15 protein-coding genes and 1 pseudogene are annotated in these 17062 nt (G+C 55.4%); 3 read left to right on the forward strand and 13 right to left on the reverse strand.

Translation table 11 applies throughout. The features are described from left to right. Window positions 1-46: 46 nt before the first annotated feature. Window positions 47-676 carry an alanyl-tRNA editing protein gene (locus MUU47_RS06720; RefSeq protein WP_258987419.1) on the reverse strand — a complete coding sequence of 210 codons (630 nt, stop codon included), beginning with the start codon at window positions 674-676 and terminating at the stop codon, window positions 47-49. A gap of 92 nt (window positions 677-768) precedes the next feature. On the opposite strand from MUU47_RS06720, the gene MUU47_RS06725 reads away from it, so the two are divergent. Continuing rightward, window positions 769-1662: a LysR family transcriptional regulator gene (locus tag MUU47_RS06725; RefSeq protein WP_258987420.1), complete on the forward strand. Its 894-nt coding sequence runs from the start codon at window positions 769-771 to the stop codon at window positions 1660-1662. 6 nt (window positions 1663-1668) lie between these two features. Here the strand turns inward: MUU47_RS06725 and rihC are convergent, their stop codons facing one another. From rihC to MUU47_RS06760, 7 genes and pseudogenes are all read right to left on the reverse strand, one after another. After that, window positions 1669-2583 carry a ribonucleoside hydrolase RihC gene (gene rihC / locus MUU47_RS06730; RefSeq protein ID WP_258987421.1) on the reverse strand — a complete coding sequence of 305 codons (915 nt, stop codon included), beginning with the start codon at window positions 2581-2583 and terminating at the stop codon, window positions 1669-1671. A gap of 118 nt (window positions 2584-2701) precedes the next feature. Beyond that, window positions 2702-3652, reverse strand: a complete 951-nt coding sequence (gene ispH / locus MUU47_RS06735) for a 4-hydroxy-3-methylbut-2-enyl diphosphate reductase (protein WP_125354628.1) — start codon at window positions 3650-3652, stop codon at window positions 2702-2704. 1 nt (window position 3653) lies between these two features. After that, window positions 3654-4103, reverse strand: a complete 450-nt coding sequence (fkpB, locus tag MUU47_RS06740) for an FKBP-type peptidyl-prolyl cis-trans isomerase (protein WP_258987422.1) — start codon at window positions 4101-4103, stop codon at window positions 3654-3656. A 97-nt stretch (window positions 4104-4200) separates the two neighbouring features. Next, window positions 4201-4701: a signal peptidase II gene (gene lspA / locus MUU47_RS06745; RefSeq protein ID WP_159771278.1), complete on the reverse strand. Its 501-nt coding sequence runs from the start codon at window positions 4699-4701 to the stop codon at window positions 4201-4203. Beyond that, a complete protein-coding gene (ileS, locus tag MUU47_RS06750; protein ID WP_258987423.1) occupies window positions 4701-7517 on the reverse strand; it encodes an isoleucine--tRNA ligase in 2817 nt (938 codons plus the stop codon). Before ileS ends, lspA begins: the two co-directional genes overlap by 1 nt. A 32-nt stretch (window positions 7518-7549) precedes the next feature. Then, window positions 7550-8488 (reverse strand): bifunctional riboflavin kinase/FAD synthetase, encoded by a 939-nt coding sequence (gene ribF, locus MUU47_RS06755; protein ID WP_258987424.1) that lies wholly within the window; start codon window positions 8486-8488, stop codon window positions 7550-7552. A gap of 7 nt (window positions 8489-8495) precedes the next feature. Next, a pseudogene (locus MUU47_RS06760) lies at window positions 8496-8698 on the reverse strand (DUF2575 domain-containing protein); the annotation flags it as partial. Between the two features lie 118 nt (window positions 8699-8816). Here MUU47_RS06760 and rpsT point away from each other — a divergent pair. Continuing rightward, a complete protein-coding gene (gene rpsT / locus MUU47_RS06765; RefSeq protein WP_110510708.1) occupies window positions 8817-9080 on the forward strand; it encodes a 30S ribosomal protein S20 in 264 nt (87 codons plus the stop codon). Between the two features lie 69 nt (window positions 9081-9149). Here the strand turns inward: rpsT and nhaR are convergent, their stop codons facing one another. The 4 genes from nhaR to dnaK all read right to left on the reverse strand — a co-directional run bounded on the left by nhaR (window position 9150) and on the right by dnaK (window position 14741). Further along, window positions 9150-10046: a transcriptional activator NhaR gene (gene nhaR, locus MUU47_RS06770; RefSeq protein WP_258987425.1), complete on the reverse strand. Its 897-nt coding sequence runs from the start codon at window positions 10044-10046 to the stop codon at window positions 9150-9152. A gap of 61 nt (window positions 10047-10107) precedes the next feature. Beyond that, window positions 10108-11286, reverse strand: coding sequence for a Na+/H+ antiporter NhaA (gene nhaA / locus MUU47_RS06775; RefSeq protein WP_258987427.1), 1179 nt, complete (start codon window positions 11284-11286; stop codon window positions 10108-10110). 303 nt (window positions 11287-11589) lie between these two features. Further along, entirely contained in the window at window positions 11590-12738 is a 1149-nt protein-coding gene (gene dnaJ, locus MUU47_RS06780; RefSeq protein WP_258987428.1) for a molecular chaperone DnaJ, read from the reverse strand. Between the two features lie 86 nt (window positions 12739-12824). Then, window positions 12825-14741 (reverse strand): molecular chaperone DnaK, encoded by a 1917-nt coding sequence (dnaK, locus tag MUU47_RS06785; protein ID WP_258987429.1) that lies wholly within the window; start codon window positions 14739-14741, stop codon window positions 12825-12827. Window positions 14742-15036: 295 nt separating this feature from the next. Here dnaK and satP point away from each other — a divergent pair, with 295 nt between their 5' ends. Beyond that, window positions 15037-15603, forward strand: coding sequence for an acetate uptake transporter (satP, locus tag MUU47_RS06790; protein WP_110510703.1), 567 nt, complete (start codon window positions 15037-15039; stop codon window positions 15601-15603). A 54-nt stretch (window positions 15604-15657) separates the two neighbouring features. Here the strand turns inward: satP and MUU47_RS06795 are convergent, their stop codons facing one another. Further along, window positions 15658-16956, reverse strand: coding sequence for an MFS transporter (locus MUU47_RS06795; RefSeq protein ID WP_258987430.1), 1299 nt, complete (start codon window positions 16954-16956; stop codon window positions 15658-15660). Window positions 16957-17062 lie beyond the last annotated feature (106 nt).

Here is a 17062-nt window from a genome sequence, read left to right on the forward strand (position 1 = left end):
GATTAATCGATTAACCGACTGTGAGATGGCTCACTTTGCCGCAGGATCACGCCAGGGTATAGCTGACCACCATCTGACCTTTTTTGAGCTTCAGTTGGGTTATTACCACTTCACCGAGCGCTGACAGGCTGGCAACGTGAGTGCCGCCGCACGGATATGCAGGCAGTTCGCCGAATCCGACCTGGCGTAAGCCCTCTTCAATGGAAAGGCGCCGTGGCAGATTCTCTGATACCCAGCCGTCAATTTTTGCCTGTAATGTGCTGGCTTCCGGTAGCGCGGAATTCTCTCTGGCCACAAACGTAATCCGCCCTTCTCCCGGCCAGTGATGCGCTTTGATCGGCTGCCAGCCAAGTTGTTCGCCTGCCTGACCAATCATATGTCCGGCAGAATGCAGCCGGGAATGCAGTAACCGCGCCGCCGCATCCACCTCAATCGACACCTCGCCAGGCAACAGCGGCTGCGACAATAAATGTACAACGTGGTCGCCGCGCGTCATTACGCTTTCGACCGCCACGCCCGCAATCCAGCCGCTGTCTGCGAGCTGGCCGCCCCCCTGTGGATGAAACAACGTTCGGTCAAGCTCCACGGCGTAGCGCCCTTCCGCGTCGGGTTCACAACGCAGTATTTGTGCCCGCCCTTCGGTGGCGTCGCTGGTGTAATAAAGGCGTTCTGTCATGGTTATTCTCCTCTGGTTGTGGACAGTATATTGATATCATCCGTGACGATAATTCCATTCATTCTCAATGCACCTTTGCGCAGCAGGCACAAATGAATCTGAGCTTACTTCCCGATCTCGCGCTGTTCGTCCAGGTTGTCGACCAGGGCAGTTTCTCCGCCGTAGCCCGAAAATCCGGGGCGACGCCTTCAGCCATTAGTCGCAGCGTTTCGCGACTGGAACACGAAATTGGCAGCAAATTGCTGCACCGGACAACGCGAAAACTGCGTCTGAGCGACAGCGGAAAGACGGTTTATCAACATGCGCAGCAGATGCTGGAGGCCGCGCGCCAGGCAATGGACAGCGCCAACCGTGAGCAGGCCATCGCGCAGGGAAAACTGACGCTCAGCGTGCCGAAAGCCGTCGGGCGGTTTGTGATCCATCCTCTGATGATGGAATTTTTGACGCGCTATCCACAGGTGGACGTTTGTCTGCGGCTGGAGGACAGATATCTGGATTTCATTGATGACGGGATCGATCTGGCGCTGCGCATTACCGATTCCCCGTCTCCCGGGCTGCACGGTAAGCCGCTGATGCCGGTCACGCATATCATCTGTGCAACACCCACCTGGTTACAGCACCACGGCACGCCCAAAACACCTCAGGAACTGGCCGCGCATAGCTGTATTAGTCTCGGCGAGATGCCTGCAGACGCCCGCTGGAAATTTCGGCGCGAGGGAAAAACAGAGACCATTCAGACTCAGGGCCGCTATGCCGCCAACCATACCGCGGTGCGTCTGGATGCCGTCAAACAGCATCTGGGAATTGGCAGCCTGCCGCTGTTTACCGCCCGAGAAGCGCTGGAAAACGGGGAGATTGTGCAGGTACTGCCTGAATGGGAATTTATCAGCCGCTATTCCGGCCAGCTTTGGCTGCTGTGGTCGGGCAATAAACACATGCCCGCCAGAATGCGGGCGATGATTGATTATCTCAGCGAGAAGATGTAGCTGCGCTTACGGTGCCAGCGCGATCACTTCTGCCACCCACTGACGGAAACCGTCGACGTCCAGGTCCAGTGCTACCTGCGCGTTCGCAGGTTGTCCTAACCGGCCTTCGATATCGACCACCGTGGTGCCGGCAGTCCAGGTCCCCTGGGTTTCGACCGTCACAAAACATGGCTTGAGGGTGAATAACGCCGGGCGTACCAGCCAGGCGATGGCGCAGAGGTCATGCATCCGCAGGCCGCTACCCATGCTGCCGCTGCGATAGTGACTGAACAGCGAATACAGCATTTTCCCGGTCTGGTTCACTTCAGGCAGCGTCGCCAGATATTCCGGGGTTAACAATGCCTGATTGGTGACATCCAGGCCGCACATCACAATCTCAATCCCGCTCTGGAACACGCGCTCAGCGGCTTCCGGGTCGATGGCAATATTGAATTCTGCATTCGGCGTGAAGTTACCGCGTCCGGCCGAACCGCCCATAATCACCAACCGGCGGATATTGAACTTACATTCCGGATAGTGCGTCAGCAGAAGGGCAATGTTGGTCAGCGGGCCAATCGCCACCAGCGTCAACGGCTCCGGGGCGCTCATCAGCGCATCACGGATAGCAATGAAAGCGGGTTTCGCCAGCGGCTGACGCTGGTGATCGACAAAGTCGTAGCCTTCCATTCCGGATTCGCCATGCACATAGGCGGCATCGCGCAGCGGGCGTAATAACGGCGTGGCTGCGCCCTGGGCGACCGGCACATCAGCCTGCCAAAAATGCAGCAATTGCAGAGCATTACGTGTTGTTTTCTCTACGGAGACATTCCCGGCGACGGTGGTTATCAGCTGGAGTTTGAGTTCAGGGGCAAACAGCGCGGCGGCAATGGCGGCAGCGTCGTCGATGCCAGGGTCGGTGTCGAGAATAAAAGATAAGGGCATGATTCCTCCATAAAAAAGCCAGGTGTTAGCCTGGCATTTTTATACTCGTCATACTTCAAGCTGCATGTCCGTTAGCTTCAACTCGAATTATGTAGAGTATATCGACGTAGAAAAAAGCTTACTCCACTTCGCGGATGTCGAGTCGAAGCTCTTTCGGCACTTCGAAGACGATGTTTTCTTCGCGGCCTTCAAGCGGGATGGCATCGCCGCCGCCGAGTTCCTGCAGGCGTGAAATCACATTCTGCACCAGAATGTCCGGCGCTGAGGCTCCGGCGGTGACGCCGACGCAACCCGCGGTTTTCACCCACTCTTCCTGGATATCGGTGGAATCATCAATCAGGAATGCCGCTTTGCCCATACGTTGAGCAAGCTCAGCCAGGCGATTGGAGTTGGAGGAGTTTTTCGAACCCACCACCAGCACCACGTCCGCACGCTGTGCGAGGTCACGCACAGCTTCCTGACGGTTGGTTGTCGCGTAGCAAATGTCGTCCTTACGCGGCCCGACGATTTTCGGGAAACGTTGGCGCAGGGCATCAATCACGTCTGACGTATCGTCTACGGAGAGCGTGGTCTGGGTCATGAATGACAGACGGGCTTCGTTCTTAACGTTCAGCGTCCAGACGTCTTCCGGCGATTCGACCAGATACATGCCTCCGGCCGGATTGCTGTACTGACCCATGGTGCCTTCAACTTCCGGGTGACCGGCGTGACCAATCAGAATCGACTCTTCGCCACGACGGCTGGCGCGGGCGACTTCCATGTGTACTTTGGTCACCAGCGGACAGGTAGCGTCAAAGACCGTCAGGTCACGGCTTTTGGCTTCATTGCGTACCGCCTGAGAAACGCCGTGCGCGGAGAAAATCAGGATCGTGCCGTCCGGCACTTCGCTGATTTGCTCGATGAAGATAGCGCCGCGCTGACGCAGGCTGTCGACCACGTAGCGGTTGTGCACCACTTCATGGCGGACGTAAATCGGCGCGCCGAAGATCTCCAGCGCGTTTTCAACAATGCTGATAGCGCGGTCTACACCGGCGCAGAAACCGCGCGGGTTGGCCAACAGGATCTGCATTTTATGCCTCCAGTGCCGGGTCTATCTCCAGCACTTCAATATCAAAATGAACGGTACGCCCCGCCAGCGGGTGGTTGAAATCGACGGTTACCGAGTCGCCGTTAACTTCACGAATAACCCCGGGCATTTCGCTGCCATCCATTGCGGTAAAGAGCATGATCGCACCAATATCTGGCTCGCCTGCATCTAAAAACTCACGACGCGAGAAGTACTGAACCAGATCCGGGCTCGGCACGCCAAAGGCCGCGTCAGGCTCGAGGGAAAAGGTGGTCTTATCACCCTCTTTCAAGCCCAGCAGATGTTGCTCCAGCCCTTCTGACAGCGAGGCATCACCTAAACGAAACAGCGCAGGTTTGCCGTTGTTACGGGTGGATTCCGCCGTGGAGCCATCTTCAAGTTTCAGCGTGAAGTGCACCAGCACCGCACTATTGCTCTGTACAGATTTAGACATGCAGATTTGCTCGCTAATGTTGGCCCGGTGGCGCTGCGCTGACCGGGCCTACGGATTTCGTAGGCCGGGCAAGCGTTAGCGCCGCCCGGCGTTTTGGTTATGCCTGTTTCTTCGCCGCCGCGTTAGGCAAGAAACCTTCCAGCACGACCAACGCCGCGCCGATACAAATTGCGGAATCGGCAAGGTTGAAGGTCGCGAAGTGCCAGTTGCCGACGTAGAAGTCGATCATGTCGACCACGAAACCGTGCCACAACCGGTCAAACAGGTTACCCAGCGCGCCGCCAATAATCAGTGCATAGGCGATGTTATTCAGCTTCTGGGTGGCTTTCGAGCGGTACATCAGTACCGCCAAAATCACACAGATCCCGATGGCGATGCCAGCAAAGAACCAACGCTGCCAGCCACCGCTGTCGGCGAGGAAGCTAAACGCCGCGCCATAATTGCGCGCGTAGTGCAGGTTCAGAGACGGGAACAGCGAGACCGTTTCCCCCAGCATGAAATGCTGGAGGATCAGGAATTTGCTGCCAAGATCGATAATCAGCACCACCACGACCAGCCACAGCCAGCGCAGGCCGCTTTTACAGAGTGATTGACTCATCAGGCAAACTTACGTTTTTCGCCGGCACCGGCGATGTTGCTGACACAGCGGCCGCAAATCTCTGCGTGTTCCGCCACCTGACCGACATCGGTGGTGTAATGCCAGCAACGCGGGCACTTATCACCGTCGGCTTTCTGCAACGCCACTTTCAGGCCTTTCAGCAACTCGCTCTGCTGCGCTTCGGAAGTTGCCGCAGCATAATCCGCAACGGAAGCCCCGGAGGTCAACAGGACAAATCGCAATTCATCGCCCAGCGCTGTCAATTTCGCCGCCAGTTCTGGCTCGGCATACAGCGTGACCGCCGCTTCCAGAGAACCGCCCACTTTCTTATCGGCACGCGCCTGCTCGATGACTTTGTTCACTTCGCTGCGCACTTTCAGCAGTTCGTCCCAGAAGCCATCGTTCATCGCTTCGGTTTCCGCCAGGCCAAACAGGCCGGTATACCACTCGCCGGTGAAGACGTACTTCTCGCGCGAGCCTGGCAGGTAGCCCCAGATTTCATCTGCGGTGAAGGACATGATAGGTGCCATCCAACGAACCAGTGCTTCCGCGATGTGATACAGCGCGGTCTGGCAGCTGCGACGTGCAACGCTGTCTGGTTTCGCGGTGTACTGACGATCTTTGATGATGTCGAGATAGAACGAACCCATTTCGATAGAGCAGAAGCGCATCAGGCGCTGCACCACTTCGTGGAAATCGTAAGACTCATATGCTTTCAGGATGTCTTCCTGTGCGGCCTGCGCACAGCCCACCGCCCAGCGATCCAGTACCACCATCTCTTCCGGTTTCACCATGTCTTTTACCGGATCGAAACCGTTGAGGTTTGCCAGCAGGAAGCGCGCGGTGTTACGGATACGACGATAGCTGTCGGCAGCACGTTTGAGGATCTCATCGGAGACCGCCATTTCGCCGGTGTAGTCGGTGGAAGCCACCCACAGACGCAGGATATCCGCGCCCAGTTTGTTCATGACGTCCTGCGGCGATACGGTGTTTCCGATCGACTTGGACATTTTGCGGCCCTGACCATCAACGGTGAAACCGTGGGTCAGTACCTGACGGTAAGGCGCTTTGCCTTTCATCGCCGTGGAAATCATCAGGGAAGACATGAACCAGCCGCGATGCTGGTCAGAACCTTCCAGATACATATCCGCCGCGTGACCGTAGAACTCCGGACGCACGTCAACCACGGACGAGTGGGTAGAACCGGAATCGAACCACACGTCGAGGGTGTCTGGCACTTTCTCGTAGGTGTCAGCGTCGTCGCCCATGATGTCGCGCGGGTCAAGATCCCACCATGCCTGAATGCCGTCCTGCTCAACGCGTTTCGCCACGTCTTCCATCAGCTCAAGCGTGCGCGGGTGCAGTTCCTGCGTCTCTTTATGCACGAACAGGGACATTGGCACGCCCCACGTACGCTGACGGGAGATACACCAGTCAGGACGGTTAGCGACCATTGATTCGATACGCGCCTGGCCCCAGTCCGGGATCCACTGCACGTCTTTGATCTCTTTCAGCGACTGCTCACGCAGGCCTTTCTGATCCATGCTGATGAACCACTGTGGGGTCGCACGGAAGATGATCGGCGTTTTGTGACGCCAGCAGCACGGATAGCTGTGAACCAGTTTCTCAACGTGCAGCAGCGCACCGCTTTCACGCAGCATGTTGACGATAACGTCGTTAGCTTTGAAAACGTTCACACCGTCCAGGGTCGGGTAAGTACCCGCCACATACGCGCCATCTGGTCCAACCGGGTTGGCGATTTCCAGACCGTATTTCTGGCTGATGGTGTAGTCGTCCGGGCCATGGCCACCGGCAGTGTGTACCGCACCGGTACCCGCGTCCAGTGTGACGTGATCGCCGAGGATTGCCGGGACGTCGAAATCGAGGAATGGATGCTTGAAGCGCATCAGTTCCAGCTCACCGCCCTTCACGGTGCCGAGCACGGTGAATTCGGTGATGTTCGCGCGTTTCAGTACGCTTTCAACCAGGTCTTTCGCGAGGATGATTGCCTGGCCTTCTACCTGCACCAGCGCATATTCAAACTCTGCTGACAGAGAGATGGCGCGGTCGGCTGGCAGCGTCCATGGCGTGGTGGTCCAGATAACCAGAGAAATTGGGCCATTCACGGATGCCACGCCAAATTTCGCCTTCACCGCATCCTGGGAGACGGCGTTGAACGCCACGTCAATCGACGGAGAGGTTTTGTCGTAGTATTCAACTTCCGCTTCAGCCAGCGCAGAACGGCAGTCTACGCACCAGTGCACAGGCTTAGCGCCTTTATGCAGGTGGCCGTTGCCGATGATTTTGCCCAGCGCACGGATGATGTTGGCTTCGGTGTTGAAATCCATGGTCAGGTACGGACGAGACCAGTCGCCCAGCACGCCCAGACGGATGAAGTCTTCACGCTGTCCGTTAACCTGCGTGGCCGCATATTCACGGCATTTCGCGCGGAATTCTGCCGCGGTGAATTTCTCACCTGGCTTACCGAATTCCTGCTCAACTTTCAGTTCGATTGGCAGGCCGTGGCAGTCCCAACCCGGCACATACGGCGAGTCAAAGCCCGTCAGGCCTTTGGACTTAACGATAATGTCTTTCAGAATCTTGTTGACGGAGTGACCAATATGAATGCTGCCATTCGCATAAGGAGGGCCATCATGCAGAATGAACGTCTTTTTGCCTTTTTTCGCTGCACGGATGACGCCGTAAAGGTCATCATCGGTCCAACGGGCCAGCATTCCCGGTTCGCGTTTGGCGAGGTCGCCACGCATCGGGAACCCTGTTTCCGGCAAATTCAGGGTTGATTTATAGTCACTCATCAGATTCTCGTTTCCGTATATTTACGTTGGCATTACGCCGGGTTTGATAGCCCGAACAACTCGCGAGCCGTTAATTCATCACGCGCGATTTGCGCTTTTAATTCGTCCAGCGATGAAAATCGCTGCTCGTTGCGTATTTTTTTACGCAGTATGACGTCTATATGGCGACCATAGAGGTCCATTACAACGTCTAACAGATGTACTTCCAGCTGCTGGCGCACGCCAGCCACCGTTGGGCGGGTGCCGATATTGGCCACGCCGGGTAATAGCTTATCGCCCAGCCCCGCCACTTCCACCGCATACACCCCTTTAACCGGGGAAACCTGACGACGCAGCGGTATATTCGCCGTCGGGAAACCAATGGTACGCCCGAGTTCATCACCGTGAACCACGCGCCCAGAAATGCTGAAAGGATGGCCCAGCAGCGTTTGTGCAAGCTCGAGGTCATCCTCAGCCAGTGCCTGACGCACCGCGGTGCTGCTGATGCGCAGGCCGCCTTCACAAAACGTTTGGGTGCTGGTGACGTCGAAACCGAATTCCGCGCCAGCCTTCTGTAATAACAAGAAATCCCCTTCGCGACCAGCGCCGAAGCGGAAATCATCACCGACCGCCAGATACCGTACGCCAAGGCGTTGCACCAGCAGCTCGCTGATAAACTCCTGCGCCGTCAGGGCCGCGAAACGGCGGTCAAAGCGGACGCAAAGAACGTAGTCCACGCCGCTTTCGGCCAGATAACGGACCTTATCGCGCAAACGCGTCAGACGCGCCGGGGCTTTATCCGTCGCGAAAAGCTCCAGCGGCTGCGGCTCAAAAATCACCACCACAACTGGCAGGCCACGCTCGCGTCCTTCTGCACGCAAACGCTCTAATAGCGCCTGATGCCCACGGTGCACGCCGTCGAAATTGCCAATGGTTAACACGCACCCATGCGGTGCCTGACCTTGATTATGTATGCCGCGTATCAGCTTCATGTCTGGCTCAATACAGTGAAAATCGTGAAAGTATACCTTGTAGAGCAGGCGACGTTAACCGGCGATTGCACCTCGTTTACGAAAGATGCAACGATTTCATCCACCTTGATGTAAACACCACTCAAATCTGGCGCCACTGGCGATTTTTATCGCAGAAAGGCTGTATTCGGTGGGCGCAAGCTGGTAGAATCCTGCGCCATCACTACGTAACCAAGCGTTGTATTACTAACGGCGCTTATTTGCACAAATCCATTGACAAAAGAAGGCTAAGAGGGCATATTCCTCGGCCTTTGAATTGTCTATATAGATCATATTTGGGAGTTGGACCTTGGCTAATATCAAATCAGCTAAGAAGCGTGCCGTTCAGTCTGAAAAGGCCCGCAAGCACAACGCTAGCCGTCGTTCTATGATGCGTACTTTCATCAAGAAAGTATACGCAGCTGTAGAAGCAGGCGATAAAGCTGCTGCACAGAAAGCATTTAACGAAATGCAACCAATCGTGGACCGTCAGGCTGCTAAAGGTCTGATCCACAAAAACAAAGCTGCGCGTCATAAAGCCAACCTGGCTGCGCAGATCAGCAAACTGGCTTAATCGCCCGCTCGCTGAGTCTTTGTAGAAGAAAAACCCGCCTCGGCGGGTTTTTTTATATCTGCGTTTTGCCTAACGCGGCAACGCAAAAAGCGCGGAATAATCACGATTACAAATACGCTGCACCGCCGGGTGTTGGATCATGCGTTCGGCAAAGATCGCGTGATACTCCTCCATGACGTTTTCCACTCGCCCGATTTCAACGATGTTGTCATCGGCATATAAATCGTGCGCGTAGAGCGTCGGGGCGACGAAAATCGCATTATGTGCAGCACCAAAGGCTTTCATCAGCGCCGCGTCGTCAAATTCACCCAGCACTTCCACTTTCAGCCCCTGCGTGTTAATCCAGTTCAGTAGCTTGCGTCCGAGCATCGAACGACGCCCTGGGATCAACAACCGACGTTCCTCCAGACAAGCCGGGAACGGTTTTTCCGGCAGCGGATTCATACACCAAAAGCTGACGCTGCATTCGCCGATTTTCACCGAGAACAACCCTTCCTGCTGCGTCGAATCAATCGGGCAATCGGAAATAATCATGTCCAGCTTGTGCTGACTGAGCTGCTCCAGCAGCATCTCGTGCGTCGACTCATAGCAGCGCAGATGAATTTGCTCATCCTCAACCACCGCCGCATCCAGCACGCCGCTGACCAGCCGTTTCGACAGCGCATCCGCCACGCCGACGTCGAACAACAGGTTCGACTCTTTGCGGTAGTTGATGATGTCGAGCATCTCCTGGCTCAGAGTAAACATTTTATCGGCGTAGCGAAAAACCAGCTCGCCCAGTTCACTCGGCTCGAGTCCCCTGCCCTTACGTTTAAACAGTTTTCCCTGCAGACGCTCTTCCAGCGCTTTAATCTGTCCGGTGATGGTCTGCGGCGTCAGGTACAGCGCTTCCGCTGCGCCCACCACTGAGCCTTCTTTGTAGACATGCCAGAAGTAGTACAGGTGGTTGTAGTTAATGTGCGACATGTTTTCGCTCCCTGATGAATGTCAAAAAGAGAGCCACTCAGGGCTCTCTTGTGATGTGATGTCAGGCGGTCTGGCCCTGCTCTGAGGATGTGCGCATTCTGAGTAAGGTATAACCGACCACGGCCGACAGCACCGAACCAATCAGAATGCCGAGCTTCGCCCAGTTAATCAGTGCCGGGTCAACGTCCCCGAAGGCCAGCGATGCAATGAATATCGACATGGTGAAGCCGATACCGCACAGCACGCCGACCGCCATAATTTGCTTCCAGGTGGTGCCCGCAGGGAGCGTCGCCCATTTCATTTTCAGCGCCAGCCAGCAGAACAGGCTAATACCCAACGGCTTACCAATAAACAGACCGGCAATGATGCCCAGCGGCAGCAGCGAGGTCAGCCCTTCAATCGTCACGCCCTGCAACGAAACACCGGCGTTGGCAAACGCAAACAACGGCAGGATCAGGTACGCGACCCACGGATGTAGCACGTGCTCAAGCTCCACCGCCGGGGATTTGCCATTCTGCTCTTTCAGCGGAATGAAGAAACCGACAATTACCCCCGCCAGAGTGGCATGCACACCTGATTTCAGTACCGCCGTCCACAAGATAACCCCCACCAGAATATAAATTCCGGTACGGCGTACGCCCGTCAAATTCAGAATTGCCAGCGCCGCAATGGCCGCCGCAGCCACGCCCAGCGACAGTAGCGAGAGGTCGCTGGTATAAAACAGCGCGATAATGACGATAGCGCCCAAGTCATCAATGATCGCCAGCGCCATCAGGAAAATTTTCAGCGACGCCGGAACACGGCTGCCGAGCAGCGCCAGCACACCGAGTGCAAAGGCGATATCGGTCGCAGCCGGAATAGCCCAGCCTTCACGTGTAATCGGGTCCTGGAAGTTAAAAGCAAGGTATACCAGCGCCGGGACCACCATGCCACCCAGAGCCGCAATCACCGGGAAAATCGCCTGTCGACGGCTGGCCAGCGAGCCGACAATCAGCTCACGTTTGACCTCAAGGCCAATGAGCAGGAAGAACACCGCCATCAGCGCGTCGTTAATCCACAGCAGCATATTCTTGTTGATTTCCAGCGCGCCGACTTTGAGCTGCACCGGCGTGGCAAGAAATGCCTCGTAAAGGTGGCTGGTCGCTCCGGAGTTGGCGAGGATCATCGCCAGCGCGGCGGCGATAATCAGGATCACGCCCCCGGACGCCTCACTGTTAAAGAATTTTTTTAGCTGTTTCATCGTTCCACTCTGACCGTTGTTATCCATTAATAGAAACTATAGTAGGCGATCCAATAACTCGTTAAAAGCAGATTATATGTGGGTAAATGCTCGTTTTTTACGATCTATTTTCAGGTGGTGCGGTTACGCTGGCTTACAGTGCGTCCGGGCCTCTTAGATTAGCCCTGGCAGGTCAATGATAGGATATTTCGGCAAACTTTCCCCGGCCGCCAAGGGATACACACGTCCATGCGCTGACATTCAGGCATAAAAAAACCGGCGCAGTTACTACCTGCACCGGTTTTTACAGCGTCGCGCTAAGGATTAGCGAGTCAAATCATCAAAGAATTTTTTCACGCCGTCGAAGAAGTTTTTGGAACGCGGGCTGTTTTGCTCACCCGTTGGGCCACCAAAACTTTCCTGCAGATCTTTAAGCAACTGCTTCTGTTTGTCGTTCAGGCTGACCGGGGTTTCTACCACCACGCGGCACAGCAAGTCGCCCTGAGCGCCACCGCGAACGGACTTCACGCCTTTACCGCGCATGCGGAACAGCTTGCCGGTCTGAGTTTCGCCAGGCACTTTCAGGTTCACACGACCGTCGAGGGTCGGAACTTCGATTTCACCGCCGAGCGCCGCCATCGCAAAGTTGATAGGCACTTCGCAGTACAGGTTATTACCTTCGCGTTCAAAGATTGGGTGTTGTTTCACCTGAACCTGAACGTACAGATCGCCTGCTGGTGCGCCGTGCTCACCCGCTTCGCCTTCGCCTGTCAGACGAATACGGTCACCGGTATCGACGCCCGCCGGGATTTTAACCGACAGGGTTTTGGTCTTCTCAACGCGACCGTGACCGTGACAGCTGTTGCACGGATCTTTAATCAGCGTGCCGCGGCCCTGACAGTGCGGACAGGTCTGCTGCACGGCAAAGAAGCCCTGACGCATTTGCACCTGGCCCTGACCATGACAGGTCGGACAGGTCTGCGGTTTGGAACCGGATTTCGCGCCGCTGCCGTGGCAAACTTCACACTCTTCCAGCGTCGGAATGCGGATCTCTTTGGTCACGCCGCGAACGGCTTCTTCCAGCGTCAGATCCATGTTGTAGCGCAGGTCTGAACCACGGGATGCTCGTTGGCGACCACGGCTACCGCCGAAGATATCACCAAACACATCGCCGAAGATGTCGCCGAAGTCTGCCCCGCCGCCGCCAAAGCCGCCGCCACCGAATCCACCGCCGCCCATGCCGCCCTGTTCAAAGGCTGCATGACCGTACTGATCGTACGCCGAACGCTTCTGCGCGTCGGTCAGAATCTCATACGCTTCTTTGATTTCTTTGAATTTGGCTTCGGCTTCTTTGTCACCCTGATTACGGTCCGGGTGAAACTTCATCGCCAGGCGTTTGTAAGCCTTTTTGATTTCACGCTCTTCCGCTGTTTTGGAAACGCCTAAAACCTCGTAATAGTCTCTCTTCGCCATTTCTGTTTTTCTGCCCTTAACATGCGAGCACGGGCGTGGAGTAAACTCCGACGCCCGTGCCAGTTAATTACCCTGCATCAGGGCGATTATTTTTTATCTTTAACTTCTTCGAACTCAGCGTCGACAACATCGTCATCTTTCGCGTTGTTCGCGGAAGCGTCAGCGCCACCAGCCTGCTGCTGTGCGTGCTGCTGCTGAGCAATTTCCATCAGCTTCTGAGAAGCTTCGGCAACCGCCTGCATTTTCGCTTCGATATCCGCTTTGTCTTCGCCTTTCAGAGATCCTTCCAGCGCAGTCAGTGCAGACTCGATAGCGGTTTTGTCGTCAGCTGGCAGCTGTTCGCCGGCTTCTTCAACCTGCTTACGCGTGCTGTGCAGCAGGTGGTCGCCCTGGTTACGGGTCTGAACCAACTCTTCGAACTTACGGTCAGACTCGGCGTTAGCTTCTGCTTCACGCACCATTTTCTGGATTTCTTCTTCGTTCAGACCGGAAGACGCTTTGATGGTGATCTTCTGCTCTTTACCGCTGTTTTTATCTTTCGCGGAAACGTGCAGGATACCATCGGCATCGATATCAAAGGTCACTTCGATCTGCGGCATGCCGCGCTGTGCCGGGCTGATACCATCCAGGTTGAACTGACCCAGAGATTTGTTATCGCCTGCACGTTTACGTTCACCCTGCAGCACATGGATGGTTACCGCAGACTGGTTGTCTTCAGCGGTAGAGAACACCTGGCTGTGCTTAGTTGGGATAGTGGTGTTTTTGTTGATGAGCGCAGTCATCACACCGCCCATGGTTTCGATACCCAGCGACAGCGGGGTAACGTCCAGCAGCAGAACGTCTTTCACTTCACCGGTCAGCACGCCGCCCTGAACCGCAGCACCAACGGCAACTGCTTCGTCCGGGTTAACGTCTTTACGCGGTTCTTTACCGAAGAACTCAGCAACTTTTTTCTGCACCATTGGCATACGGGTCTGACCGCCGACCAGAAGAACGTCCTGGATGTCGGATACGGACAGGCCAGCGTCCTGCAGTGCAACTTTCAGCGGCTCGATTGAACGGTTAACCAGGTCTTCTACCAGGCTTTCCAGTTTCGCGCGAGTCACTTTGATGTTCATGTGTTTCGGACCGGTCGCATCTGCAGTGATGTACGGCAGGTTTACGTCGGTCTGCTGAGCAGAAGAAAGCTCGATTTTCGCTTTTTCTGCCGCTTCTTTCAGACGCTGCATCGCCAGCGGGTCGTTACGCAGGTCAATGCCCTGATCTTTCTTGAACTCTTCAACGAGGTAGTTGATCAGACGGCTGTCGAAGTCTTCACCACCGAGGTGGGTATCACCGTTGGTAGCCAGTACTTCGAAGGTTTTTTCGCCATCAACTTCGTCGATTTCGATGATAGAGATATCGAAAGTACCGCCGCCCAGGTCGTATACAGCGATGGTGCGGTTACCGACTTCTTTATCCAGACCGTATGCCAATGCAGCTGCGGTTGGTTCGTTGATGATACGTTTAACTTCCAGACCCGCGATACGGCCGGCATCTTTGGTTGCCTGACGCTGAGCATCGTTGAAGTATGCAGGTACGGTGATAACAGCTTCAGTTACCGGCTCACCCAGGTAATCTTCAGCGGTTTTCTTCATTTTTTTCAGCACTTCAGCAGAAATCTGCGGTGGTGCAGTTTTGGTGCCTTTCACGTCCAGCCATGCATCGCCGTTATCAGCAGCAACGATTTTGTACGGCATGATAGCTTCATCACGCTGAACTTCTTCGTCCTGGAAACGACGGCCAATCAGGCGTTTGATCGCGAACAGAGTGTTCTGCGGGTTAGTCACTGCCTGACGTTTAGCCGGCTGCCCAACCAGAGTTTCACCATCCTGGGTATAAGCAATGATCGAAGGCGTGGTGCGATCGCCTTCTGCGTTTTCCAGCACACGCGGGGTGTTGCCATCCATAATTGCTACACAAGAGTTGGTAGTACCCAGGTCGATACCAATAATTTTACCCATCTAAACGTCTCCACTAAAAATTCGATCAACATGTGATTATGAACCTGTAATAAGGGCGAAACGTATCGTTTCAAGCGCCTTCATGCTTTTTTTTCCAGGCTCACCACTGCGGTTGCATACAAGATGGGGTCGTAACATCGGGCATCAAGGGCAGATGCAAAAAAAAATTTAAATTCCCCCTGCTCAGATCATAGACGCAGGGCACGGCTCTGATTATTATGCCGCGCCCCGCAGCCAGAGGATCGGCGTGGGATTACGACGATTCCCCCCTTTATTGATGAGTTTTTGAGGAAATATGGTTAACACTAAGTTGGCTAACCCAGCACCGCTGGGCCTGATGGGCTTCGGCATGACCACCATTCTGCTGAACCTGGCAAACAGCGGTCTTTTCCAGTTTGATACTGCCATTTTGGCGATGGGCATTTTTTACGGCGGACTGGCGCAGATATTCGCAGGCCTGCTGGAGTTTAAGAAAGGTAACACCTTCGGTCTGACTGCATTCACCTCTTACGGTTCTTTCTGGCTGACCCTGGTCGCCATTCTTATCATGCCGAAAATGGGTCTGGCTGAACCCGCTAATGCGCACTTCCTGGGAATGTACCTGGGCCTGTGGGGCGTGTTTACCCTGTTCATGTTCTTTGGCACCCTGAACGGTCCACGCATGCAGCAGTTCGTGTTCCTGAGCCTGACCGTACTGTTTGCTCTGCTGGCTATTGGTCACCTGGCGGACAACGAAGGCATCGTAAAAATCGCGGGTTACGTTGGTCTGGTATGCGGCGCAAGCGCTATCTGGCTGGCAATGGGTGAAGTACTGAATGAAAAGTTCGGTCGCACCGTGCTGCCAATCGGTGAAAAACACTAAGTTGGTGTGCTAAAGGTTTATTGTGAAGAAGCCGGGCATCGCCCGGCTTCTTTTTTAATGCGGCGCCAACGACGCCTTTTCAGCTGCGCTGTACGTCTGCCGCAGCCAGATCCCTAATCCTAATCCAACCAGCGAAAGCGCCAGCACATACCAGGCCGGAGCCATCGGCGAAACGCTCATCAGCAGCGTGACCGCAATGGGCGTCAGCCCGCCAAAGACCGCATAGGACACGTTGTATGAGAAAGAAATCCCGGTGAAGCGCACTGCAGGCGGAAACGCCCGGACCATCACATACGGCACCGCACCGACCACGCCTACGCACAACCCCACCAGTCCATACAGCGCAAACAGATGCTCCGCTGAGGTGCCCGCCAGGTGATAGAACGCCCAGCTCGACGCCGCCAGCAGCAGGCTACCGACGATAAAGGTCCGGCTGGCCCCATACTTATCGGCGGATAAACCCGCCAGAAGGCAGCCCACGCACAGCATAATGGTGGCAATACTGTTGGCTTGTAGCGTCAACGCAGGGGCGAAACCATAATGCTTTTGCAGCCACACCGGTGACATCAGAATCACCACCACAATTCCCGCCGACAGCAGCCAGGTCAGCAGCATCGAAATAATGACCGCTTTCTGATGTTTCATCACCACCGATTTCACCGGCAGCTCTTGCGCCAGCTGCTTACGCTGCTGCATTTCGAGGAAAATTGGCGTCTCCTGTAACCAACGGCGCAAGTACATCGCCACCAGGCCAAACGCTCCGCCGAGCAGGAACGGAATACGCCAGCCGCCATCGTGAATCACCTGCGCCGTCATGCTGGTGTTGATCAGCGTCGCCACCACCGAGCCCAGAAGAATGCCCACCGTCAGCCCGGCGGTCAGCGTGCCGCAGGCGATGCCGATGCGCTGCGAAGGAACGTGTTCAGCAACGAAAACCCAGGCGCCCGGCACCTCCCCGCCAATGGCTGCGCCCTGAAGCACGCGCATCAGCAACAGTAACAACGGCGCGGCAATGCCTACCGAGGCGTAAGTCGGCAGCAGGCCGATAAGCAGCGTCGGCACCGCCATCAGAAGAATACTGAGGGTGAACATTTTCTTACGCCCAACCAGATCGCCAAAATGCGCCATGACGATGCCGCCCAGCGGACGTGCCAGATAGCCCGCGGCAAAAATGCCGAAGGTCTGTACCTGGCGCAGCCATTCAGGAATATCGGCAGGGAAGAAGAGTTCGCCGACCACGGCGGCGAAGAAGACGAAAATGATGAAATCGTAAAACTCCAGCGCGCCACCAAGAGCAGCAAGCGTCAGCGTTTTATAATCCTGTCGGTTCAGAGGTCTTGCATGTTGTGACATAGCGGGCCATTTGTGTTGATTGCTTTACAGGTATTGTAAAGAAAAAATTACTACACCGTAAACCTGCGGTCAATCGATGGCCCGCAAAAGTGAGACTGTAAAAGAC

The sequence above is a fragment of the Scandinavium hiltneri genome (assembly GCF_024764835.1).
Classification (GTDB): Bacteria; Pseudomonadota; Gammaproteobacteria; order Enterobacterales; family Enterobacteriaceae; genus Scandinavium; species Scandinavium hiltneri.